General features: G+C 61.6%; 20 protein-coding genes. 10 read left to right on the top strand and 10 right to left on the bottom strand.

Translation table 11 applies throughout. From position 1 onward, the window contains the following. From SB756_RS25200 to SB756_RS25155, 10 genes are all read left to right on the top strand, one after another. Positions 1 to 819 (top strand): thiamine pyrophosphate-dependent enzyme (locus tag SB756_RS25200; RefSeq protein WP_410912358.1); only part of this gene is annotated, 819 nt, incomplete at its 5' end. A 144-nt stretch (positions 820 to 963) separates the two neighbouring features. After that, positions 964 to 2,898 carry a flavin monoamine oxidase family protein gene (locus SB756_RS25195; RefSeq protein ID WP_341796581.1) on the top strand — a complete coding sequence of 645 codons (1,935 nt, stop codon included), beginning with the start codon at positions 964 to 966 and terminating at the stop codon, positions 2,896 to 2,898. Positions 2,899 to 3,043: 145 nt separating this feature from the next. Further along, positions 3,044 to 3,940: a nitrilase family protein gene (locus SB756_RS25190; RefSeq protein ID WP_410912356.1), complete on the top strand. Its 897-nt coding sequence runs from the start codon at positions 3,044 to 3,046 to the stop codon at positions 3,938 to 3,940. Positions 3,941 to 3,950: 10 nt separating this feature from the next. Next, complete coding sequence (locus SB756_RS25185; protein WP_341796579.1) at positions 3,951 to 5,105, top strand: hypothetical protein; 1,155 nt, start codon at positions 3,951 to 3,953, stop codon at positions 5,103 to 5,105. After that, the gene (locus tag SB756_RS25180) at positions 5,102 to 6,091 is read left to right on the top strand and encodes an asparaginase (RefSeq protein ID WP_341796578.1); all 990 of its coding nucleotides are present in this window, start codon (positions 5,102 to 5,104) and stop codon (positions 6,089 to 6,091) included. The genes SB756_RS25185 and SB756_RS25180 overlap by 4 nt, the downstream gene beginning before the upstream one ends. A 91-nt stretch (positions 6,092 to 6,182) precedes the next feature. Beyond that, positions 6,183 to 6,734 (top strand): UPF0149 family protein, encoded by a 552-nt coding sequence (locus tag SB756_RS25175; RefSeq protein WP_341796577.1) that lies wholly within the window; start codon positions 6,183 to 6,185, stop codon positions 6,732 to 6,734. A 169-nt stretch (positions 6,735 to 6,903) separates the two neighbouring features. Beyond that, complete coding sequence (locus SB756_RS25170; protein ID WP_341796576.1) at positions 6,904 to 7,533, top strand: glutathione S-transferase family protein; 630 nt, start codon at positions 6,904 to 6,906, stop codon at positions 7,531 to 7,533. 27 nt (positions 7,534 to 7,560) lie between these two features. Then, complete coding sequence (locus SB756_RS25165) at positions 7,561 to 9,597, top strand: pyridoxamine 5'-phosphate oxidase family protein (RefSeq protein WP_410912353.1); 2,037 nt, start codon at positions 7,561 to 7,563, stop codon at positions 9,595 to 9,597. Positions 9,598 to 9,687: 90 nt separating this feature from the next. Beyond that, entirely contained in the window at positions 9,688 to 10,584 is an 897-nt protein-coding gene (locus tag SB756_RS25160; protein WP_410912352.1) for a LysR family transcriptional regulator, read from the top strand. A gap of 157 nt (positions 10,585 to 10,741) precedes the next feature. Further along, complete coding sequence (locus tag SB756_RS25155; protein ID WP_410912350.1) at positions 10,742 to 12,037, top strand: MFS transporter; 1,296 nt, start codon at positions 10,742 to 10,744, stop codon at positions 12,035 to 12,037. Positions 12,038 to 12,085: 48 nt separating this feature from the next. On the opposite strand, the gene SB756_RS25150 is transcribed toward SB756_RS25155, so the two are convergent. The 10 genes from SB756_RS25150 to SB756_RS25105 all read right to left on the bottom strand — a co-directional run bounded on the left by SB756_RS25150 (position 12,086) and on the right by SB756_RS25105 (position 22,936). Further along, a complete protein-coding gene (locus SB756_RS25150; protein ID WP_410912348.1) occupies positions 12,086 to 12,955 on the bottom strand; it encodes an aldose 1-epimerase in 870 nt (289 codons plus the stop codon). Positions 12,956 to 12,979: 24 nt separating this feature from the next. Continuing rightward, positions 12,980 to 13,903 carry an EamA family transporter gene (locus SB756_RS25145; protein ID WP_403008693.1) on the bottom strand — a complete coding sequence of 308 codons (924 nt, stop codon included), beginning with the start codon at positions 13,901 to 13,903 and terminating at the stop codon, positions 12,980 to 12,982. 152 nt (positions 13,904 to 14,055) lie between these two features. Then, on the bottom strand, positions 14,056 to 15,336 hold the full coding sequence (locus SB756_RS25140) for a TRAP transporter large permease (RefSeq protein WP_019472239.1): 1,281 nt from the start codon (positions 15,334 to 15,336) through the stop codon (positions 14,056 to 14,058). Beyond that, positions 15,337 to 15,864 (bottom strand): TRAP transporter small permease, encoded by a 528-nt coding sequence (locus SB756_RS25135; RefSeq protein WP_410912346.1) that lies wholly within the window; start codon positions 15,862 to 15,864, stop codon positions 15,337 to 15,339. A gap of 66 nt (positions 15,865 to 15,930) precedes the next feature. Continuing rightward, positions 15,931 to 16,902 carry a TRAP transporter substrate-binding protein gene (locus tag SB756_RS25130; protein WP_016488691.1) on the bottom strand — a complete coding sequence of 324 codons (972 nt, stop codon included), beginning with the start codon at positions 16,900 to 16,902 and terminating at the stop codon, positions 15,931 to 15,933. A gap of 64 nt (positions 16,903 to 16,966) precedes the next feature. Continuing rightward, positions 16,967 to 17,848, bottom strand: coding sequence for a glucurono-1,5-lactonase (locus tag SB756_RS25125; RefSeq protein WP_410912343.1), 882 nt, complete (start codon positions 17,846 to 17,848; stop codon positions 16,967 to 16,969). 26 nt (positions 17,849 to 17,874) lie between these two features. Further along, positions 17,875 to 18,681: an NAD-dependent epimerase/dehydratase family protein gene (locus SB756_RS25120; protein ID WP_410912341.1), complete on the bottom strand. Its 807-nt coding sequence runs from the start codon at positions 18,679 to 18,681 to the stop codon at positions 17,875 to 17,877. 240 nt (positions 18,682 to 18,921) lie between these two features. Next, entirely contained in the window at positions 18,922 to 20,160 is a 1,239-nt protein-coding gene (locus SB756_RS25115; protein ID WP_341796568.1) for an OprD family porin, read from the bottom strand. A gap of 887 nt (positions 20,161 to 21,047) precedes the next feature. Further along, positions 21,048 to 22,298, bottom strand: a complete 1,251-nt coding sequence (locus SB756_RS25110) for a ribonucleotide-diphosphate reductase subunit beta (RefSeq protein ID WP_016498293.1) — start codon at positions 22,296 to 22,298, stop codon at positions 21,048 to 21,050. Between the two features lie 506 nt (positions 22,299 to 22,804). Further along, positions 22,805 to 22,936, bottom strand: a complete 132-nt coding sequence (locus SB756_RS25105; RefSeq protein WP_341796567.1) for a hypothetical protein — start codon at positions 22,934 to 22,936, stop codon at positions 22,805 to 22,807. Between the last annotated feature and the right edge of the window lie 27 nt (positions 22,937 to 22,963).

The raw sequence follows: 22,963 nt of genomic DNA, 5'->3' as shown, positions 1-22,963 counted from the left end.
GAGAAGCCGCCATTCTTCATGGTCCGTGGCGGCACCGAAGTCATCCACATCAACTTCCGCTCTGCCGAAGTCGATGCTGTTTACTTCCCGCAGGTCGAAGTGATCGGTGACATCGCCAACGCCGTGTGGCAGATCAGCGAAGCGCTGAACGACACCTCGCACTGGGACTTCACCCGCCTGATGGCCATCCGTGAAGCCAACGAAGCACAGATCGCCGAAGGCGCTGATGACAACCGCTTCCCGGTCTACCCACAGCGCCTGGTGGCCGACATCCGTCGCGTACTGCCGTCCGAAGGCATCGTTGCCCTGGACAACGGCATCTACAAGATCTGGTTCGCCCGCAACTACAAGGCGTACAAGCCGAACACCGTGCTGTTGGACAACGCCTTGGCCACCATGGGCGCGGGCCTGCCATCGGCCATGGCGGCGCACCTGGTGCACCCGGACCGCCCGGTGATCTCGGTGTGCGGCGACGGCGGGTTCATGATGAACAGCCAGGAGCTGGAAACCGCTGTACGCCTGGGCATGCACATCACCGTGGTGATCCTGCGTGACGATGGCTACGGCATGATCCGCTGGAAGCAGGCCAATATGGGCTTCACCGATTTCGGCCTGGACTACGGCAACCCGGACTTCGTCAAATACGCCGAAGCCTACGGTGCCAACGGCCACCGCGTGGAAAGCGCCGAAGGCCTGCTGCCGCTACTGGAACACTGCATCAAGACCCCAGGCGTGCACGTTATCGACTGCCCGGTCGATTACAGCGAGAACGACCGCATTCTCAACAGCGAGCTGCGTGAGCGCGCGCTGGCGGTGTAAGCACCGACGACGGTATAGCTGGCAAGCCGGCCCCTTCAGGTATCTCACGATCCTGTAGGAGCCGGCGGGTGGTGCATAACAACCCCTCACGCATCTAGCAATTGCTCATTCTCAGGTTCTTCAAATAATGGAGAACACAAGACCATGACAATTGGTTCTACACACAACCACCCCGCCGATCTGACCATCGACCCATCACTGCCGATGCAGCCGTGGGCCGCGCGTTTCCCTAACCCCCCAGATCTCTGCTTCGACTACCGCCGCCTGATCGAACAAGAGGGAGGCGTTGCACGGGCCACACAGCCCGAACACCGCATTTGTATTGTCGGTGCCGGCGTTACCGGGTTGACTGCGGCCCGGGAATTATTGCGCTGTGGTTTTAGCCGTATCACCTTGATCGAGCAGTCCCGGCGTGTAGGCGGGCGACACCTGACAGTCGTGAACAACCCTGCAAGCCACAAGCACCCTGTCACTCCTTTTGAAATGGGGGCTATGCGCATGCCTTTCTTCAATAGGACAGGAGAATCACCTAAAGATGGCCGCTCGCTTATGGCGTATTACGCCAAGCTGTTTGAGCTGCGGATTTCTGATTTCCCCAATCCAGGTACACCTTGGGTGAATGCCACGGGTATTTATCTGCGCGAAGGGCAAATACAAGGTGAGGGTGACCCGGTGCTGTTGGTCTGGCGTAATCCGTCAGGGGAAACACCACCACCGTCGGCTGTCTTGCAGCAGGTCTACGAGAAATGGCGCAGTTTTGCTCAGCGGTTTGCTGAACACGTTTCCGCTGTTTATGGCACGCCAAGCTGGGAGTCGACATGGCGGGACATCGTCGAACGCTATCACCGCTTGTCCTTCAGGGATTTGGTGCATTTGCCCGCCCTCGTTGCCTGGGATCCTGAAAACCCCGGTGACTTTGGCGGTTTGGGCATGAGCAGTGATGAGTCAGCGATTTTCTATGCAATCGGTATTGGCGACGGCAGCTGGGGAGCATTTTATGATGTTTGCTGCTTGTACCCGCTACGTACGGCAATCTTTGGCTTCAGCAGTCATTTGCAGCTGGTGCATGGCCGTGTGGATTCAGCAGGTATGCCTTACGCTGCTCCGCATCTTGAAGCCAACAATGTTCCTGATAGCAGGGGATTGCCGTTTCAAGGACCCGCCTATCTCGGACTTGCGGCCATGGACGAATGCCTGTTGTACCTGGACGTCGGCATGGGAGGGATCTCGCTTTATGACCATCTGCTGGAAAGAGATGATGGGCTGCTGACAGATACGTCCGTGTGCGCGGTGCAGAAGCTGGAAAATGGCCGGGTCAGGGTCGGATATCGTTGGCAGTGCAGTGATCCGATACACGAGACCACCGAGTACCAAGACTTTGACAGCGTGATCATAACCACTCCGTCTTGGCTGATCGAAACCAACATCCGCCTCAGCGGCTTCACCCGCCAGATGTTGCCTCAGTCGATTATCGATGCCTGGAAACATGCCCACTGGGAGACCAGTTGCAAGGTTTATGCGCCGCTGAAGAAACGTTTTCTCGACCGCAAGCCACTGCCGCAAATCCTGATTACCGATAGCTTTGTGCACGATGTCTATGCCTATCGATACAACGACAGCTACCCCGATGACTGCATTCTCCTCAGTTATACCTGGGAGGATGATGCAACAAAATTGGCAGCCTTCTCTGATGAGGAATTGGCGACCAAGTGCCTGAAGGAGCTCGATCGGATCCTGCTGCGGTGCACCAATGTAGGCGAGGCTATATCGCCCTACATCGACACTCGAAACATTCGCATACAGCGTTGGAGCACAGACCGAAATGCGCTCGGGTGTGCGAAATTGTATAGGGCAGGTACCTATTATGATGCGGTAAGCCTGATGAAATACAACCGTGATCTGAGCGGGAGCTCAGGGTTGTATCTGGCTGGAGAGTCCTTCTCCGTTGACGCCGGGTGGACCGAGCCGTGTTTGCGCACGGCGATTGATACGGTCATCAACCTCTGCAACAACACTTCAGCGCAATTCAATGGTGGCTTTACCCTTGAGCACTACCCACATTATCAGGTTGGGAAATAGCGGCCTACGGGGCATTTTGTAGGGGGAGTCCTACTGCGATCATGTGATTTTCCTTTGGTCCCATCGGACCCTCCTGACTGTCCCTCCCAGGCCCAACATCGCTTTACTGGCGTCCTTCCAAAACAACCACAAAAAGGAAGCCGCCATGTCTGAATCCTGTTCCCCCGTCAGCCCTGTACGTATCGCTGTCATCCAGTACGACCCCCAGGTCGGTCTTGAGCATTGCGAGCGTAACTTGGGTAATGGTCTGGCGCTGGCCCGGCGAGCAGCACGCGAAGGCGCCAACCTGATAGTGCTGCCTGAGCTGGCCAATACTGGCTACACCTTCAACTCCCGCGCCGAAGCCTATGCCCATGCAGAGACGCTGCAGGACGGCCCTTGCCTGAAAGCCTGGGAGGACTTCGCCAAGGAATACCAGGTTTACCTGGCCGCAGGTTTTTCCGAGCGCGACGGGCTGAAGCTCTACGACAGCGCCGTACTGTTTGGCCCTGAAGGCCGGCTCGGGCACTACCGGAAGGCGCACCTCTGGAACCAGGAAAAACTCTGGTTCACCCCCGGCGATCTGGGGTTCCCGGTATTCGAGACGCCAATCGGGCGTATCGGCCTGCTCATATGCTGGGACATATGGTTCCCGGAAGTCCCGCGGCTGATGGCGGCGCAAGGTGCCGACATCATCTGCAGCCTCAACAACTGGGTATGGACCCCGCCACCATTGTTCGATGAAGCAGGGCGCTGCATGGCCTCGTACCTGACCATGACCGCAGCGCATGTCAACAACGTTTACATCGCCGCCGCGAACCGTGTCGGGAGCGAGCGGGGCGGGCGCTTCCTGGGGTGCTCGCTGATCGCCGGTACCAATGGCTGGCCGATTGGCGAAGTGGGCAGTGCAGAGGCCGAAGAAATTCTCTATGCCGATTTAGATCTGAGCAGTGCACGCTCGGCGCCGATCTGGAACAACCTCAACGACCTGCCGCGGGACCGGCGTATCGACCTCTACGATGCCAATCTTGGTTACCGCTTGCACGCGCCAATGCCACGTTGAGGAGTCGCAAATGAACACGCTACTCTTCTCAGGACAGCAGCGTTGGCCTGTGTTGATTTTTGCCTGTCTGCTGCTTGTGCTCGCTGCGAGCCTTGCCCATGGCCAATGGCCGGATTATGCAGTTATGGTGGCGACGCTCGATCAGCCCCTGAGTCGCTTGCGCTGGATCGTCGGTGATATCAGTGAAGTGGCATTCTACAAGCACGAGCTGCCCGCACTGGGCTTGCTGCTTGGCGCTTGCCTGGCGCACTGGGCCCACGTGCGAGGGTATCGCTGGCAGGGCTTTGCCATTTGCTATGGCAGCGGATTATGGCCATGGGTGTTCACCAGTTCGTTCCTGGGCTTGGTGCTTAGCCACGCGTTGTGGGGGTGGACCTTGGCCAGTGGCAACTGGCAACCCACCTTCGTCGCCTTCGTGTCATTGCCGGCCGCCATGGTGTTGCTGTTTGGTGCGGGCTGGCGGGTGACGATCACGGGGGCGGTACTGGGTGCTCTACTGGTAACACCGGCCAGCCTTCTGATAGTCAACTACCTGTGCTATCCCCTGCAGTTGCCCGTGGTAGTTGGTAATGTGAGCGGCATGGCGGTAGCCAGTGTCGTGGCCTTCCTCCTGTGCAAGCGCTTTCCTTCATGGGTACGCCAAAGTCGTGTAGCCACCGCAGTGGCGCCGGTCATCAACCGGCCAGACTACGGTGTGGTCTGGACGTTGCGTCGGGTGCTGGCCGATTTCAGCGAAGCGCCATTTTTCGGTAATGAGCTGGCCAGCCTCGGGCTGCTGCTGGGCGTGTTGCTGGCTTACTTGTTAGCCCCGGCTGCACCGTCCTACGGTTCAATGCTGGTGATGCACATAGTGGCCGGGCAGGCCCTGGCATCGCTGGTTGGGGTCGTATTCTGGCGAGGCCAGTGGCAAGCCCGGGGGTGGTACCCTACCTACATTCCGATTGTCTCGATCGTTCCGGCCGCAGTGCTGACGCATGGCGGCAGCTGGCAAGTGGTGGTGGCCAGCGCAGTGCTGGGGGCGCTGGTGGCTCCGCCGCTGGCAGTGGCGATCACCCAGCGGTTGCCGGCTTATGTGCATGGCTACATCGGCAACGTGATGTCGATGGCCATCAGCACCTTGGGGATCGTGCCTCTGATCGGGTTACTTGCGGGGGGAAAAGCATGATTGAACATTCCAGCCTGCCCAGGCTGTCGATCGCTAGCCTGGGGGGCACGGTCAGTATGCAGGCCGGGGCTGTCGGGTGTGGTGTGACGCCAACCCTGGGCTGCGAGCAGCAACTGCTTCAGGTCCCACAGTTGCGCGAGATGGCGCAATTGAATGTTGCTTCATTGTGTCTGGTCCCTAGTGCCTCGCTGGACTTTGCGACGTTGCTGGACGTGCTGGCATGGGCCCGGTGCGAGGTTGAGCGCGGGGCCCAGGCCTTGGTGGTGAGCCAAGGGACCGATAGCCTGGAGGAATCGGCTTATTTCCTGGATCTCCTGTGGCCATTCGATGCGCCCTTGGTGATGACCGGTGCCATGCGTTCGGCCAGCCAGCCGGGCAATGATGGGCCGGCCAACCTGTTGTCTGCGGCGCAGGTTGCATTGGCACAGGGCAGCTGCGGGCGTGGTGTGCTTGTGGTGATGAATGACCAGGTCCACTGCGCGGCAAGGGTTCGCAAGACGGCCAGCATGGCGTTAGCCGCGTTCGAGTCGCCGGGATCCGGCCCATTGGGCGAAGTGGTGGAGGGGGAAGTGGTCTATCGCCATCCGCCAGCACGACGGGAAGTGCTGCCCGTACCGCATCGCACCGACCAGCGCGTTGCCCTGCTGGAAGCCTGCCTGGACGCAGACACGGCGCTGCTGCAGGCTGTGGCTACATTGGGTTATGAAGGGTTGGTCATTGCCGGCTTCGGCGCTGGGCATGTTGCCGCTAGTTGGTCCGAGGTGCTGGAACACCTGGCGCCCACCTTGCCAGTAGTTGTTGCCACGCGCACAGGTAAAGGGCCAACCGCCCGGACAACCTATGGGTTTGCGGGTGCAGAAATCGACCTGCAGAAAAAAGGCGTATACATGGCGGGGGACCTCTGCCCGCGCAAATGCCGCATTTTGCTGTGGCTGCTGATTGGCACCGACCGGAGACACGAGCTGCAGGACTGGTTGCACGCCTGAACCATCTGCCCGCGAGGTAGTTCACGCGGGCAGCCCTTCCGGCGTTGCTGTGCTAGGGTGCACACACTTTTGCTTCCCAGGATTCTCACCCATGCTCCCCGTACTCAGCGAAAAAGAACTCGACCGTCTCGAAGACCTGTTGATCACCTACGGCAACGACTATTCCGTGCTGAACCTGGCCGAGCTCAATGGCTTTTTCACCGCGCTGGCCAGTTCGCCGGTCGCCGTCTTCCCAGAGCAATGGCTGCCCGCAGTGGCCGGTGGCAAGGTGCCTAAGTTCAAGAAGGCTGCGCACGAAGAAGCGTACACCGCGTTGATGTTGCGCTATGCCAATCAGGTGAAAGAGGCATTGACTGATGACGTAGACCACTTCGAGCCGCTGTTCGAGGAAAGCGAGGGCGAGGTTGGCACTGTGATCGTCATGGAGGAGTGGTGCTTCGGCTATATGCGCGGTACCCAGATTGCCGGTTGGGGCGAGTTGCCGCAGGAGCAGGCGCTATTGCTCAAGGCCATTTCGCTACATGGGCTTGAGGACAACTTCGAGCTGCTGGACCAGATGAGCGAAGCGGATATCCAGGCCTGCGTTCCGCAGGTAGTTGAGGCCGCACGTGGGCTGTTCCGGTATTTCAAGAAGCTGCACTGACCTGATATTCGTTGGCTAGCGATCCCTGCACTTAACTGCACATCTGTTGGAAACCATTATTGCGCCCCGCGAAATTATGGTTTCCCTTACGCACTGATTCTGCTGCCAGCCGATCCAGTGCAGCATAGGCTCCACCAGCCCATCCCGGTGCTGATCAGGAGCCAAACCCATGTCGAACCCGATCAAGCTCTACAACTTCCCCAAGTCTGGCCACGCCCATCGCATCGAATTGATGCTCTCGCTGCTCAACCTGCCCACCGAGCTAGTGTTCGTCGACCTGGCCAAAGGCGCGCACAAGCAGCCGGATTTTCTGGCCCTCAACCCGTTTGGCCAGGTCCCGGTTATCGATGACAACGGCACGGTGATCGCCGATTCCAATGCCATCCTCGTCTACCTGGCCAAAAAGTACGACAACGGTACCTGGCTGCCCGAAGAACCCGCTGCCGCCGCCCGTGTCCAGCGCTGGTTGTCGGTGGCTGCAGGCCCGCTGGCCTTTGGCCCCGCTGCTGCGCGCCTGGTGACCGTGTTCGGCGCTGCGTTCAACACAGACGAAGTCATTGCCCGTGCCCATACCCTGCTCAAGGTGATCGACGCCGAGCTGGCCAAGGTGCCATTCCTGGCGGGCAGCACGCCCACCATCGCCGACATCGCCAACTACTCGTACATCGCCCACGCCCCCGAAGGCAACGTGTCGCTGGAGCCCTATGCCAACGTGCGCAGTTGGCTGGCGCGGATCGAGTCGCTGCCGGGCTTCGTGGCCATGCCACGCACTGTGATCGGGCTGCAGACCAGCGCCTGATACCTCGCCTTCGAGAGGAACGCCACCATGCAACAGCCCCCGGACCACCGCCCCTCGCCCTGGCATGCGGGCGAGAAAACCCTGCAGGAAAAGGTCGGTGTAGCAGAACGCATGGAGGCGTTCGGGCAAAAGGTCATTCGTGACTACATGCCCGACCAGCACCGTAGTTTCTATCACCAGTTGCCGTTCATGGTGGCCGCCAGTGTGGACGTTCTTGGCCGGCCTTGGGCCACCCTGCTGGAAGGGCCGGAAGGGTTCGTCAGCTCGCCCGACCCTCGCGTGCTGACGATCGACACCACGCTGCCAGCAGATGACCCCGCCACCCCGGGGCTGGTAGCCGGGCAGGCGGTCGGCCTGCTGGGTATCGAACTGCACACCCGTCGGCGTAATCGCATCAACGGGCAGATCCGCCAGGCTGCAGAAGGACAACTGCAGGTGAGGGTGGAGCAGTCGTTCGGCAACTGCCCGCAGTACATCCAGTTGCGTGACTACACCCGCGTTGCCGAGCCCGCCCAGGCGCGTGTCGATGCGACCACACTGGATGCCACAAGCGTCAGCATGATCCAGGCTGCCGACACGTTCTTCGTCGCCAGCTATGTCGAGCAAGATGACGGCCAGCGCGCTGTGGATGTTTCTCACCGTGGCGGCCGGCCAGGATTCGTCAAGGTCGAGGGCAATCGGCTGATCATTCCCGACTACGCGGGCAACCTGCACTTCAACACCTTGGGCAACTTGTTGGTGAACCCGCGGGCCGGCTTGCTGTTCATCGATTTCCGCAACGGCAACGTGCTGCAGCTGTGCGGGCGTGCCGAGGTGCTGCTGGACAGCCCGGCCATCCAGGCCTTCGACGGTGCCGAGCGGCTGTGGACGCTGGAGGTGGAGCAGGCAGTGTGGCGCCCGGCGGCGGTTTCCCTGCGCTGGGCGTTCAAGGAATACGCACCGACCAGCCTGATGACTGGCACCTGGGCCGAGGCCGACGCACGCTTGCAGCAACGCCAGCGACAGCGCCAATGGCAGGCCTGGCGTGTGCTGCGGGTGGAGCAGGAGAGCCGCGATATCCGCTCGTTCTACCTTGAACCGCCCAGCGATAGCAGCGTGGTCTTTGCGCCAGGGCAACACATTCCGGTGCAAGTGCAGATCGACGGTGAGGCCGCGATGATCCGGACCTACAGCTTGTCGAGCGCACCGTCCGATGGCTACCTGCGTATCAGCGTAAAAGCGCAGGGCCCCGCCTCTCGGCACCTGCATGAGCGCGTCAAGGCAGGTGATGTGCTGGATGTGCGCTCGCCTATGGGCAGTTTCACCCTGGATGAGCAAAGTACGCGCCCGCTTGTGCTGATTGGTGCGGGCGTGGGTATCACGCCGTTGCTGGCCATGCTGCGTGAGCAGCTGAGCAAAGGCCAGGCACGGCGCATCCATGTGTTCCATGGCGCCCGCAGCCTGGCCGACCTGCCATTCAGGCAGGAGCTGGCAAGCTTGCGGCAACAGGCTGGCGGCTTGCTGCACGTTCATCGCGCCTTGAGCCAGCCAGAAGACCATGCCGTGGCCGGGCAGGATTATGAGTTTACCGGCCGACTGGGCATCGAGCAGGTCAAGGCGACGCTGGCGCTGGACGACTACGATTTCTACCTGTGCGGCCCGGGCAGCTTTACTCAGGACCTGTATGAAGGGCTGCGCACGGTGCACGTGCCGGATGCGCGCATTCACGCTGAAGCCTTTGGCCCGTCAACGCTGCGCCGGCACACGGATGCAGGCCAGCCCACCTTGCAACAGCCGCCTGCGGCCCGCGAGCCAGTGCCTGTGTATTTCGCAGCGTCGGCCAAGGAGGCGCGCTGGGCACCAGGCAGCGGCACCCTGCTGGAGCTGGCCGAGGCGCGTGGGTTGGCGCCGGAGTTCAGTTGCCGGGGTGGGTCGTGCGGTACCTGCAAGACCAGGTTGGTGAGCGGCCAGGTGCATTACCCGAACCCACCGGCAGAGCTGCCGGAGGCGGGATCGGTACTGATCTGTTGTGCGGTACCGGGGCAGGTTGAGGAGGGGATACAGGCGCTGGTGCTGGATATCTGATATGCCAGTCCCGGCGAAGAGGCCAAGACTGGCAGCACAAAGCGCCCGGATATCCGATAATCCCGGCACCCCAAATACCCAGGAGCCCGCATGGACCAGATCCACCTGATGAAGGTATTCGTTGCGGTAGGTGAGCTGGAGAGCTTCGCTGCCGCCGCTCGCCGCCTGGACATTTCCCCGGCTGCCGTCACCCGCGCTGTCAGCGCCCTGGAAGACCAGCTGGGCGTCAAGCTGCTGCTGCGCACCACCCGCAGCGTGCGCCTGACCGAAGCTGGCGGCCGCTACCTGGAAGACACCCGGCATATCCTGGCCAGCATCCACGAAGCCAACGAAGCGGCCGCTGGCATCAACGCCACCCCCAAAGGCGACCTGGCAGTTACCGCCCCGATCCTGTTCGGCAAGAAGTTCGTCATGCCCTGTATCGTTCGCTACTTGCAGCAGTACCCGGACGTCGATGTTTCCGCCTACTTCCTCGACCGTGTGGTGAACATGGTCGAGGAGGGCATGGACGTGGCCGTGCGCATCGGCCCGTTGCCCGACTCCGGGTTGAAGGCGTTGCGGGTCGGCAGGGTGCGGCGCATGTTGTGTGCGTCACCCGACTACCTGGCGCGCCATGGCGTGCCGAAGCATCCCTCGGACCTGGCCGGGCATGCGGTGATCGGCACCACCAACCTGTCGCCCCGGGCAGGCTGGCGCTTTGGAGTGACAGAAGAGCCAACCCTGGTGCGTATGAAGCCGCGCCTGACGGTGACCAGCAATGACGGGGCGATCGCTGCCGCCAGCGGCGGGCTGGGGATTGCCCGCCTGTTGTCGTACCAAATGGCCGATGAGCTGGCCAGTGGGCAGTTGCAGGTGATCCTGGCGGAGTACGAGGAGGCGCCCTGGCCGATTCATGTGTTGCATCGCGAGAGCAAGTACGGCTCTGCCAAGGTCAGGGCCTTCATCGACATGCTAGCGCAGGCGCTGCGGGCCCAGCAGCTGGACTGAGATCGTACAACGCAAGGTGAAACATTAAGAAATAATAACTGTTGTACGACGACCTATGACATGGCACTCTTCCGCCTGAAACAATTTGTCGCAAATACCGCTGCCGGTGTTCGCGCCAATTGCTCGCCACACTAAAAACAAGAAACTCAGGTGAACCATGAAGATGAAAGGCATCCGTTGGTGGATGGTCAGCCTTGTCACGGCTGGGCTCGTCGTCAACTACCTCGCCCGCAACACCCTCTCGGTGGCCGCCCCCACCTTGATGACCGACCTCTCCATCAGTACCGAGCAATACGCCAAGATCGTTGCCAGTTGGCAGGTGTGCTATGCCCTCATGCAGCCGGTAGCCGGCTGGTTCATCGACTTCATCGGCACCAAGCTGGGCTTTGCCGTGTTTGCCATGGCCTGGTCGCTGGCCTGTGCTGGCGCGGCCCTGGCCACCGGCTGGCAGAGCATGGCCTTCATGCGCGGGCTGCTGGGCATGACCGAAGCCGCCGGCTTGCCGGCTGGGGTCAAGGCAACCACCGAGTGGTTCCCGGCCAAGGAGCGCTCGGTGGCGATCGGCTGGTTCAACATCGGCTCGTCGCTTGGCGCCTTGCTGGCACCGCCGCTGGTGGTGTGGGCGATCCTGCACAGTGGCTGGCAGCTGGCGTTCGTGATCGTGGGTGTCTCCGGGATTGTCTGGACCCTGCTGTGGATGCTGTTGTACAAGCACCCGCGCGACCAGAAGCGCCTGAGCGATGAGGAGCGCGACTACATCCTGGCCGGCCAGGAAGCGCACTTCAAACAGGACAGCCGCGAGAAGGGCGCCTGGAAGCGCATCTTCAAGGCCCGCAACTTCTACGCCATCGCTTCGGCGCGGATCCTCTCCGAGCCGGCCTGGCAAACCTTCAACGCCTGGATTCCGCTGTACCTGATGACCGAGCGGCACATGAACATCAAGGAAGTGGCGATGTTCGCCTGGCTGCCGTTCCTGGCTGCCGATATCGGCTGTGTGCTGGGCGGGTACCTGAGCCCGCTGTTCCACCGCTACTTCAAGGTGTCGCTGTTCACATCGCGCAAGATGGTGTTGGTGTTCGGTGCCAGTTGCATGATCGGCCCGGCCTGCATCGGCCTGGTGGAAAGCCCGTACATGGCGATCCTGTTGCTGTGCATTGGCGGGTTTGCCCACCAGACACTGTCGGGCGCGCTGTACGCCATCACCTCGGACTCGTTCAGCAAGGACCAAGTGGCCACAGCGACGGGCATGGGTGGCATGTGCGGGTACCTGGGGGCGGCGGTGTTTACCCTGGTGTTCGGCATTCTGGTCACGCAGATTGGTTACAGCCCGCTGTTCGTGGTGCTGGCGGCGTTCGATATCGTGGCGGCAGTGCTGGTGTGGAAGGTGGCGCGGGAGGTGCTTGGCAAGCCTTCGGTCACGCCGATGGCGAACCCGACCGGGGCATTGGCATAAGGCTTGAAATTCAGGGGCCGCAAAGCGGCCCCCATCAAGGCAACACAATCAAAGGGGTCGATACTGCATCCTGAATCCCAGGCTCATTCCTTCCCCTTGCTGCAACAACCGCAACCCCGGCCGCCCTGGCAGGTGATGCGCATTGACCGGGTGGCTTACCGGTTCAAAGCAGAAAAAACCTTGCCCCTGTGGGCAAAACAGCAAGAAGTGCTCAGCCCCGCTGGCACTGCACGCCAGTCGATAACCCGCGCTTGGCTGTTCGATCACACACTCTCCTGGCCAGCCGCTGAAGGCGTGATCGACCACCGTCTCGGGCAAACGGCCCAAGGCATTGAAACACCACTGCTCGGGCACCTGGGCCTGGTACGACGGCAACCGCCCATGCTCGGCCAGCCACACTTTGCGCGCTGCGGCATACAGCTGGGTATCGGGATATCGCGGAAAGTAAGGATGCAACCCCAACCCATACCAGGTAGCTGGCTCATCCAGGTGGGTTACATGCAGGTCCAGGTTCAGGCAACCCTCATGCAAGTGCACATCCAGCGTTGCCTGGTAGGCAAACGGCACTTCACTGTGCAGCCTCAGGCGCGCGCGTCGCTCGCTGTGGTGCTCCACCTGCCAGGCCTGCTGCCAGGCGCTGCCATGAATCGGGTAGGGGTCGTGCCCGGTATTGGGCGTTAGCGCCTGCCAGCCATCCGGGCGGGCGAAGCCACCCTCGGCAATGCGGTTGGACCATGGCGCCAGCGGGTAACAGGCCAGGCGTCGCGGGGTGCCACTGGCCAGCGCGGCCGGGTCAGAATGGCGCAGCAGCGCTTGCCCGGTCGCTTTCACTTCCCAGTTGACCAGGCTGGCGCCCAGCTCCGGCGCCAGGCTCAGGCGGGTCAGGTGGTCTTGCAGGTGCAGTTCGGTCACAGCCATTCAAGGCTCCTTTCAAATGAACAATCAACTGGCCCGACGGTAGGTGAGCAGCACGATGCCGCACACCACCACGGCACCGCCGAGTAATTGCAGGGTGCCGAGCTGCTGGTCGAGCAAGGCCCAGCCCAGCAGCAGTGTGGCGATGGGCTCGACGTTCATCACCGGTGCGTTCTGCGCCATGTTCAGCCTTGGCACACACACAAACAGCAAGGTGAAGGCCAGGCCATACAGCACCACCAGGCTGGCCAACGCCACCCAGCCACTGCTGCTGCCCGGCAGTGACAAGCCGGACGGCATCACGCCACTTGCGCCCGCAACCAGCATGCTGGAGAACACGATCAGCAGGGTCAGCAGGCTGCGCACGGGGCCGCGCACGCTGGCCAGTTTGTGGTCGGTAATCCACAAGGCGCAGGCGAAGGCACAGGCGGCGCCGAACGCCAGGCCGACCCCTAGCGCCCAGTGCGGGTTGGCCGTGCCGCTGTCGGCAAGGCGTGCCGGCACATCCAGAGCCAGCACCAGCCCGCACAGGATCAGGCCCATGAACAGCACGGTGCGGCCGGTGGGGCGTGCGCCGCCCAGCGCCCAGGTGAGCAGCGCCAGCAGCATCGGGAAGGTGTTGCCCACCAGAAGCGCCAGGGCCACCGGAATGCGCGCCACCGCCGAGTACAGGCACAGGCTTTGGGTGGCGATCAGCAGGCCGAGCAGCAGTTGCCAGTGCCGGGTGCCTGCGGGCAGGCCCAGCGCCTGGCGTTGCCACAACAGCAGGCAGGCCAGTACCAGCAAGGTGATGCCTGAGCGGCACAGAATCGCCAGCAGCACGCCGGTGCCGTCATCGAAGGCGATGCGCGCGGCGATGTGGTTGCCGGCGAATGAGCAGGCCAGCAGGGCGAGCAGGGCGATGGCCAGTTTGCGCGGGAACAGGGGAGCAGCAGAGGAGGGGACAGCCATGTGCAGGATCCATTTGCAGAAAGAACCAGAGGGCTGCTTTGCAGCCCATCGCCGGCAAGCCAGCTCCCACAGGGTGCGCAGGGCTGGAAGGCTGCACAATCCTGTGGGCGCTGGCTTGCCGGCGATGGGGTGCAGAGCGGCCCCGATTGCCGTTACAGCACCACGCTAGGCAGCCACAGCGAGATCGCAGGTATGTAAGTCACCGCCATCAGCACCAAGAACAGCGCCAGGTAGAACGGCAGCAGCGCCTTTACCGTCGACTCGATGCTTACCTTGCCGATGGCCGAGCCCACGAACAGCACGGCGCCGACCGGTGGTGTTATCAGCCCGATCCCCAGGTTCACCAGCATGATCATGCCGAAGTGCACCGGGTCCACACCAATACCGGTAATCACCGGCAGCAGGATCGGCGTGAGGATCAGGATCAACGGCGCCATGTCCATCACCGTGCCCAGCAGCAACAGCATGAAGTTGATGCACATCAGGATCACGTAGCGGTTGTCCGACAGGGTCAGGAACGCCGTGGTGATCTTCGACGGGATCTGCATCAGCGTCATCACGTAGCCGAAGCTGGCGGCAAAGCCGATCAGGATCATCACGATGGAGATGGTCCGTACCGTGCGGTGCATCAGCTTGGGCAGGTCGCGCCACTTGTAGTCGCGGTAGATGAACATGGTCACGAAGAATGACCACACCACCGCCACGGCGGCCGATTCGGTAGCGGTGAACACGCCCGACAGGATACCGCCGAGGATGATGACCATGGCCATCAGGCCCCACAGCGCCTCACCGGCAATCTTCAACGCCTGGCGCAGCGGGATCACTTCGCCTTTGGGGTAGTTGCGCTTCTTCGCGAAGATCAGGCACAGGCCCATCATCACTGCGCTCAGCAGCAACCCGGGCATCACACCCGCCATGAACAGCGAGGCGATGGATACCGTGCCGCCCGCCGCCAGCGAGTACAGCACCGAGTTGTGGCTGGGCGGGGTCAGCAGCGCCTGCACCGAGCCACTGACGGTCACGGCGGTGGAGAATTCACGCGGGTAGCCTTTGCGCTCCATCTCCGGGATCAGCACCGAGCCCACCGAGGCGGTGTCGGCCACCGACGAGCCGGAAATCGCGCCGAAGAAGGTCGAGGCCATGATGTTGACCAGCGACAGGCCGCCACGGACGAAGCCCACCAGCACCCCGGCAAAGGCCACCAACCGCCGTGACATACCGCCTTCGGCCATGATCGCGCCGGCCAGCACGAAGAATGGAATGGCCAGCAGCGAGAACTTGTTAACCCCACTGGCCACCTGGATCATCATCGCCTGCAGTGGGATGTCGATCCACCAGGCGCCGATCAGGGCCGACAGGCCCAAGGCGTAGGCTACCGGCATGCCCAGCAGGATGAGTGCAATGAAACTGCCCAACAGAATGAACGCATCCATTTATGCCGCTCCTTCGCTTTCTTCTACGTGGTCGAAACGCACCACCTTGCGGTGGCTCTGGTCGCCCAGCAGGAGTTTTTCCAGCACAAAGACCAGGGTCAGCACGCCACCGATCGGGATCGGCGCATAGGTCATGCCCACCCGCACACCTGGCAGGGAGGCCAGAAACTGGTTCCAGGTAGTGATGCACAGCTTGGTGCCGTAGTAGGTCATGAACACGCACACCAGAATCATCAGTACTTGCACCAGTAGCGCGATCATGCTGCGCTGCAGCGGTGGCAGGCGATCGGTGATCATCGCCACCGCCATGTGCGCCCCGGCCCGATAGCTGGCAGCGGCGCCGACGAAGGTGAACACCACCATCAGCAGGATGGCCACCGGCTCCGGCCAGCTGGAGCCGGTACCGAGCACGTAACGGGCGAAGATGCCCCAGGGAATGATCAGCGTCATGGTCAGGATCGACAGACCGGCGATCCAGATACAGGCGCGGTACAGCGTGTCGTTCACACGCAGGAAGAGGTTTTTCATGGGCATCACCAAAGCGGCAGGGCGACGGGCGCCGCACTGCCGAGGTCGATTGGGCTGGGGCCGCTGTTACTGGACGGCGTCGATACGCTTCATCAGGTCGGCGTACGGCGCGCCGTATTTTTCCCGTACCGAGGCGGTGGCGTCATAGAACGGCTTCTTGTCGACGGTGATGAACTCGACACCAGCGGCCTTGAGCTTCTCTTCGCTGGCGGCAGACTTGGCGTCCCACAGTGCGCGCTCTTCCATCTGTGCTTCACGCGCCACCTTCTTCACCAACGCCTGCTGCTCGGGGCTGAGCTTGTTCCAGGTGGTCTTGGACATCACCACGGGCTCCGGCAGGATCAGGTGGCCGGTCAGGGTGTAGTACTTGGCGCTCTGGAAGTGGTTGTGCTCAAGCAGGGTGGGCGGGTTGTTCTCGGCGCCATCGATCACGCCGGTTTGCAGGGCGCTGAAGATTTCCCCGGTGTCCATGGCGATGCCGTTGCCGCCCATGGCGTTCATCATGTCGATGAACAGCGGGTTGCCCTGCACGCGAATCTTCATGCCCTTAAGGTCTTCCAGGCTGCGTACCGGCTTTTTCGTATAGATGCTGCGCGAGCCGCCGTCCATCCAGGCCAGGGCCACCAGGTTGAAATCGGAGTTGGTGATCTTGTCGAGGATTTCCTGGCCGATCTCGCCGTCGATGATCTTGCGCATGTGATCATGGTCGCGGAACACGAACGGCATGTTAAACACGTTCACATCCGGCACCACCGGGCCGACGATACCCAGGCTGACGCGGGTCATCTGCACGGCACCGATCTGCGCCTGTTCGATCACTTCCTTTTCCGAGCCCAGCACACCGCCGGCGAACATCTTGAAGGTGATGTCGCCATTGCTGGCCTGCTCGAGTTTTTTGCCCATGTTCTGTTCCGCGACCACGGTCGGGTAGCCGGCCGGGTGGATTTCGGCGAACTTGATGTCCAGTGCCGAGGCGGGCATGGCCACGCTGAAGGCGAAGGGGAGTACGGCAAGGAGCAGCTTGCGTTTGAACGTCATGTTGAAACTCCGTGGTTTTTATTATCCGGTTTCGTGCGTGCAAGTGTGGGTGCGGCAGGGGGCGTCAGCCCCGGTAGGCAGGTTCCTCCAGGCCCTTGGTGTCAGGGTTGAGGGCAAATACCCCGCCCGCCAGGGGCTGGTCACTGAGGTCTGTGCCTGTGGGACGGATCGAGGTGACGTACAGGGTGTCGAGGTTGGCGCCACCGAAGGCGCACATTGCCGGCTTTTTCACCGGCACGCTCAGCGAGCGGTCGAGGCGGCCGTCAGGGGTGAAGCGGTGGATCTGCCCGGCGTCATTGCCGCAGATCCAGTAGCAGCCGTCCTGGTCGATTGCTGCGCCATCGGGGCGGCCTGGGTAGCCGCGCATGTCGACGAACAGCCGCTTGTTGTACGGCGTGCCGCTGTCGATGTCGTAGTCGAAAGCCCAGACCTTCTGCACGTTGGGGTGCGAGTCGGAAAGGTACATGCGCGTGCCGTCGGGGCTGAAGGCCAGGCCGTTGGGCACGATCATGCCGTCTTGCTGCAGGTGCAGCTGGCCTTCTCCATCATGCCGGTACAGCGCACCCACGTGGGCACCTTGCTGCATGTCCAGCAGCATGGTGCCGGCCCAGAAGCGGCCCTGGCGGTCGCAGCGGCCATCGTTGAAGCGCATGCCGGCCTGGGCGTGCGGCACGCTGCTGAGCAGGCGGCTATCAAGGCTGCCGTCGGGCTTGGCCTGGAGCTGGAAGATGCCGCTTTCCATGCCGGCGACCCAGCCCTGGCCGCTGCGGGCGATGCAGGCCAGCATCTCGTCGCCCTGCCAGACCTGGTGCTTGCCATCGGCCGCCTGCCAGCAGTGCAGCTGGCGGGCGGGAATATCGACCCAGTACAGGGCCTGTTCGCTGGGGTGCCACACGGGGCTTTCGCCGGTGCCGTTGCGGGCGTCGACGATCAGTTCACAGTTCATGGCCGTGCCTCCTGGCGTGCGTGGGTTCAGTTGAACGGGCCGGCCACGGCGAAGGCGCCGCCCTGGTAGACCATACTCGGGTCATCGGCGGCGGGCGCCGGCTGGGCCTCCACGGCGGCGCGGAAGCGCTCGGAGCTGTCCTTGGGCACGTAGCCAAGGTGCTCGGCATAGCGGTTGTCCCACCACACGGTGCGGTTGTCGGAGGCGCCGTAGACGATGGTGTGGCCTACGTCGGGCGTGAACAGCCCGCGCTCGATCAGTTGCACCAGGTCGTCGTAGCTCAGCCAGGTGCAGAGCATGCGCGGGTTTTGCGGTTGCGGGAACGAAGAGCCGATGCGAATGCTGACGGTCTCGATGCCGTAGCGATCGAAGTAGAAACTGGCTACATCCTCGCCGTAGCACTTGGACAGCCCGTAGTAGCTGTCGGGGCGGCGCGGCGAGTGGGCGTCGATGCGCTCGTCCTGGCGGTAGAAACCGATGGTGTGGTTGGAGCTGGCGAAGATGATGCGCTTCACGCCATGCTTGCGTGCGGCCTCGTAAACATGGAACACGCCGCAGATGTTTGGCCCGAGGATGTCTTCGAAGGAATGCTCGGTGGACACGCCGCCGAAGTGGATGATGGCATCAACGCCGTCAACCAGCGCATGTACCGCAGCCTTGTCGGCCAGGTCGCAGGTAATCACCTCTTCATGCGGGCCTGCAGCAGGTGGCATCGGGCTGATATCGGAAAGGCGCAGGACCTCGGCGTAGCCTTGCAGGCGTTCGCGAAGGACCTTGCCCAGGCCGCCTGCGGCTCCGGTGAGCAGCAGGCGATTGAGGGGGGTAGTGGTCATGGCCGGCTCTTGTTGTTAATTGTTGTAGGTTGTCGTATGACTTTGCTGATTATTGGCGGTGGGTTCGGTTGTTGTCAATGAGGCCTGCGTCTCTTTATGGCCTGTCAGGGCCCAATCGCCGGCAAGCCAGCTCCCACAGGCACTCCACTTGGCTGGAAATTACCGCGGCCTGGTGGGAGCTGGCTTGCCGGCGATGGGGCGCAAAGCGGCCCCAATTTCAATCAGTGCCGGTCTTTTCGGTTACAAGAGCGATAACGGGTAATTGAAGATCAACCGGTTCTCATCGAACTCGTTATTGCTGTAATCCCGCCGAATTGACGAATTTCGCCACTTCACACTCAAATCCTTGAACGCCCCGCTCTGGATCACGTACGCCAGCTCGGTCTCACGCACCCACTCCTTACCATCGGTCACCACCCCGCTGTGCACGTCGCGCCCGCTGATATAGCGGTTCATCAAGGTCAATCCCGGCACCCCGACGGTGACAAAGTTGAAGTCATGCCGCACCTGCCACGAACGCTCGTTGGCATTGTCGAAGCTGGAGTTGTAACTGTCGTTGGCCAAGGTCCCGCCACTGGTGCCATTGACCCGCATCCAGGTATCGCCATCGACTTTCTGCAGCCCCACCCAGAACGTGCTGCCGCCGTACTTGGCCGAGAACATCCCCGAGTAGGTTTTATTGTCCAGTTCGCCAGCGCGTTCGGAGCCGTCCTCATCGCCATGGAAGTAGCCCAGGTTGGCACCCAGGGTCCAGTCACCCACCGGCTGGCTGTGGCTCAGTTGCAGGTACTGTTGCTGGTACACGTCTTTCAGCACCGCATTCCACAGGCCCACCAGCGTGCGGTCCTGGTTGAACTTGTATTCGCCGCCGACGAAGTTGAACCGGTCCGACACGCCAGCGCCGTAGCTCATGTCTTCCATGCTGGCGTCGTTACGCGGGCTGTTGCCGCGGAACTGGCCGCCATACAGGGTCAACCCTGCGATTTCATTGGAGGTGACCTGCCCGCCACGGAACGTCTGCGGCAACGAGCGACCGTCGTCCGAGCGTAGAATCGGCAGCACCGGCATCCACTCCCCGATCTTCAGCTCGGTCTTGGAAATACGCGCCTTGCCTGCCACCGCCAGGCGCCCATAGTCGTCTGCTGGCTTGCCATCGTCATGGCGCGGCAGCAACGCCGTGCCGTAGGTACCGCCGCCGCCATCGAGCTTGACCGACCACAGCCCCAGCACATCCACCCCAAACCCTATCGGCCCCTCGGTGAACCCCGAGCGGGCATCGAGGATGAAGCTTTGCGTCCACTCCTCGGCCTTGCTCTGCGGGTTGCTGGGGTTGGTGAAGTTGCGGTTGATGTAGAAGTTGCGCAGCCCGAGGGTGGCCTTGCTGTCCTCGACAAAACCGGCGGCCAGGCTGGTGCCCGGCAGGCCGGCGATGACCCCGGCGCCAAGCAGGGCGAAGGGCAGGGTGTGGCAGATTTTCATTATTGTTGTGCTCCCGAAGGGTGTGGCAGCCCGTCCACCGGGCACGCGCAAGCGGCCTGCGGCAGGGGCGGGTAGTTAACGGGCCGGTCAGGGCCAGGGGTGAATGCGCGGTAACCGGGCGCTACGTAGCGGCAGGTGTACGCGAGCTGGCCGGGCGAAGAGGGGTGTGCAACAGACGTGGGTGGAGCGGGATGGGGGTCGACATGGGATCGTCCACTGATTGTTGTTTTTGTTATGTGTTGTCGTACAACTGTGGGCGATTATTAGCAAGTGGGAGGTGAGCTGTCAACGGCTGATAGCTGAGCAGGTAGGGTCCCAGTTGCTGCATTCCACGCGCCGTACGCGGGACAAGATTTACAAATCAAATCTGATTGACTGACTCTGCCGCTAGCCTGCGCTATCTTCAGATCTGGCCTCGCCCTCGACCACGTAGACTGGCATGTCCAGTCCCGGCATCCTCGTTGGTGCCGTACCCCTCCTGTCGGCGTGGGCGGGGCCTCTTCCTTTTCCGCCACGCTTCCCGCCTAAGATCCAGCGCTCCCTGGCGCCACAGCCGTCAGCTACCTTGGCAAATCTCCTCTGCTACGCAATTCCCTGTAGGAGCGGCCTTGTGCCGCGAAAGGGCCGCACAGCGGCCCCGGCAAACAATTCGCCATTGCAGAATCCCCAAGATCAGTGCATTCGACAGGCTCTGCAATATATAGCGGAGCGGGGCCAGCTACCCTTCAGGCCAGTCCTGATGACCGAGGAAGATGAAGCCGTTCTGTGGGAGCGGGCTGGCCCGCGAATAGGCCACACAGGCGAAACCGTCCGCTGACTTGCGATGCTTCCTCTACCAATAAAAAAGGCTGCCAATTGGCAGCCTTCTCGATGTTCAGCCCGGACAATCAGTCCCAGCTCAAAGCACCACCCGTCTGATACTCGATCACACGCGTCTCAAAGAAGTTCTTCTCTTTCTTCAAGTCCATGATCTCGCTCATCCATGGGAACGGGTTGGTAGTCCCTGGATATTCTTCTTTCAGGCCAATCTGGGTCAAACGACGGTTGGCAATGAACTTGAGGTAGTCCTCCATCATCGCCGCGTTCATGCCCAGCACCCCGCGTGGCATGGTGTCGCGGGCGTATTCGATCTCCAGCTGGGTCCCTTGCAGGATCATCTGGGTCGCTTCTTCCTTCATCGCCGCATCCCACAGGTGTGGGTTTTCGATCTTGATCTGGTTGATCACGTCGATGCCGAAGTTCAGGTGCATCGACTCGTCACGCAGGATGTACTGGAACTGCTCGGCGACGCCGGTCATCTTGTTACGGCGGCCCATGGACAGGATCTGGGTGAAGCCGCAGTAGAAGAAGATACCTTCCAGGACGCAGTAGTAGGCAATCAGGTTGCGCAGCAGCTCTTTGTCGGTTTCGACGGTACCGGTGTTGAATTCCGGGTCGGAGATGGCGCGGGTGTACTTCAGGCCCCAGGCGGCTTTCTTGGCGACCGACGGGATCTCGTGGTACATGTTGAAGATCTCGCCTTCATCCATGCCCAGCGACTCGATGCAGTACTGGTAGGCGTGGGTGTGGATCGCCTCTTCAAAGGCCTGGCGCAGGATGTACTGGCGGCACTCCGGGTTGGTGATCAGGCGGTACACAGCCAGGGCCAGGTTGTTGGCAACAAGCGAGTCGGCGGTGGAGAAGAAGCCCAGGTTACGCATGACGATGCGGCGCTCGTCTTCGGTCAGGCCGTCCTGGCTCTTCCACAGGGCGATGTCGGCGGTCATGTTGACCTCTTGCGGCATCCAGTGGTTGGCGCAGCCGTCCAGGTACTTCTGCCAGGCCCAGTCATACTTGAACGGCACCAGCTGGTTCAGGTCGGCGCGGCAGTTGATCATGCGCTTTTCGTCCACCGCGACACGGGCAGAAGAACCTTCCAGCTCGGCCAGGCCTTCGGCCACGTCGAGGGCGTCGAGGGCAGCTTTGGCACGTTTGACGGCTTCGGAGTCAGACGCGGTAGCAGCGCGAGCTTCCAGAGCGGCGGCACCACCGGCGCTGTCGAGCTTGTCGAGGGTGGCGGCGGCAGCGGCCTGCGCAGGGGTGTTGCCTTTGGCGGCTACTTCGCCGTCTTCGTTATCGAATTCGTCCCAGCTCAGCATGGTTTGGCTCCTGCTTGAGGGTCGCCCTGGGGCAACCGGTTGGATTTTAAAAATGTGATGCCTGACGCAAGGCCGGTAACGGCGAATGGACAGCTCGAGAGGCTGACTCTCGTTTACATCTGAATGTGTTCTGGCTTGTACCTGGCCAGGCCTCGGGGAGGGGCCAGGACAATTGAATGGCGCTCTTTTCAGAGGGCGCAAAGTATACCGGAATTCACCTTCGATCGGGGCGCATGTCTTGCGGGCGAGGGTAACTTTTCGACCGGTTTTGCGTGCATCCGTTCACGAAATGGCTGTGTTCTTCTACGGGGGGAGAGTGTAGCGCTAACCTATATGTTGTGCCAGTTTAAATTTAAGGCACATCATATAGTGTTTTTGAGGGGATTTTGTTGTGTGCCCGGCCTCATCGCCGGCAAGCCAGCTCCCACAGGCACCGCGCCTGGCTGCAGGGCGATGCAGTACCTGTGGGAGTTGGCTTGCCGGCGATGAGGCCGGGGCACACAACACTAGCAGCGGTGGCTGCGCAGCGTTTCGACGATATGCGTCTTGGGTTGTTTGCGTGCTACTTCTACCGAGGTAAAACGGCCGGTTTCAGCATTACGACCAATCTTGCGAGTTGCCACTTTTTTCCGGGCCATGGGCTTGCGTCCTGTTTTGAGAGGTCC

The organism is Pseudomonas sp. SIMBA_068, from assembly GCF_046534705.1.
GTDB lineage: Bacteria > Pseudomonadota > Gammaproteobacteria > Pseudomonadales > Pseudomonadaceae > Aquipseudomonas > Aquipseudomonas putida.
This window is presented reverse-complemented; position numbering and strand designations above follow the sequence as displayed.

What these genes read in the sequence shown, in the direction of transcription:
- SB756_RS25195 (WP_341796581.1), top strand. Translation starts at nt 964, where the DNA reads ATGACAATTGGTTCTACACACAACCACCCCGCCGATCTGACCATCGAC.
- SB756_RS25190 (WP_410912356.1), top strand. Translation starts at nt 3,044, where the DNA reads ATGTCTGAATCCTGTTCCCCCGTCAGCCCTGTACGTATCGCTGTCATC.
- SB756_RS25185 (WP_341796579.1), top strand. Translation starts at nt 3,951, where the DNA reads ATGAACACGCTACTCTTCTCAGGACAGCAGCGTTGGCCTGTGTTGATT.
- SB756_RS25180 (WP_341796578.1), top strand. Translation starts at nt 5,102, where the DNA reads ATGATTGAACATTCCAGCCTGCCCAGGCTGTCGATCGCTAGCCTGGGG.
- SB756_RS25175 (WP_341796577.1), top strand. Translation starts at nt 6,183, where the DNA reads ATGCTCCCCGTACTCAGCGAAAAAGAACTCGACCGTCTCGAAGACCTG.
- SB756_RS25170 (WP_341796576.1), top strand. Translation starts at nt 6,904, where the DNA reads ATGTCGAACCCGATCAAGCTCTACAACTTCCCCAAGTCTGGCCACGCC.
- SB756_RS25165 (WP_410912353.1), top strand. Translation starts at nt 7,561, where the DNA reads ATGCAACAGCCCCCGGACCACCGCCCCTCGCCCTGGCATGCGGGCGAG.
- SB756_RS25160 (WP_410912352.1), top strand. Translation starts at nt 9,688, where the DNA reads ATGGACCAGATCCACCTGATGAAGGTATTCGTTGCGGTAGGTGAGCTG.
- SB756_RS25155 (WP_410912350.1), top strand. Translation starts at nt 10,742, where the DNA reads ATGAAGATGAAAGGCATCCGTTGGTGGATGGTCAGCCTTGTCACGGCT.
- SB756_RS25150 (WP_410912348.1), bottom strand. Translation starts at nt 12,955, where the DNA reads ATGGCTGTGACCGAACTGCACCTGCAAGACCACCTGACCCGCCTGAGC.
- SB756_RS25145 (WP_403008693.1), bottom strand. Translation starts at nt 13,903, where the DNA reads ATGGCTGTCCCCTCCTCTGCTGCTCCCCTGTTCCCGCGCAAACTGGCC.
- SB756_RS25140 (WP_019472239.1), bottom strand. Translation starts at nt 15,336, where the DNA reads ATGGATGCGTTCATTCTGTTGGGCAGTTTCATTGCACTCATCCTGCTG.
- SB756_RS25135 (WP_410912346.1), bottom strand. Translation starts at nt 15,864, where the DNA reads ATGAAAAACCTCTTCCTGCGTGTGAACGACACGCTGTACCGCGCCTGT.
- SB756_RS25130 (WP_016488691.1), bottom strand. Translation starts at nt 16,902, where the DNA reads ATGACGTTCAAACGCAAGCTGCTCCTTGCCGTACTCCCCTTCGCCTTC.
- SB756_RS25125 (WP_410912343.1), bottom strand. Translation starts at nt 17,848, where the DNA reads ATGAACTGTGAACTGATCGTCGACGCCCGCAACGGCACCGGCGAAAGC.
- SB756_RS25120 (WP_410912341.1), bottom strand. Translation starts at nt 18,681, where the DNA reads ATGACCACTACCCCCCTCAATCGCCTGCTGCTCACCGGAGCCGCAGGC.
- SB756_RS25115 (WP_341796568.1), bottom strand. Translation starts at nt 20,160, where the DNA reads ATGAAAATCTGCCACACCCTGCCCTTCGCCCTGCTTGGCGCCGGGGTC.
- SB756_RS25110 (WP_016498293.1), bottom strand. Translation starts at nt 22,298, where the DNA reads ATGCTGAGCTGGGACGAATTCGATAACGAAGACGGCGAAGTAGCCGCC.
- SB756_RS25105 (WP_341796567.1), bottom strand. Translation starts at nt 22,936, where the DNA reads ATGGCCCGGAAAAAAGTGGCAACTCGCAAGATTGGTCGTAATGCTGAA.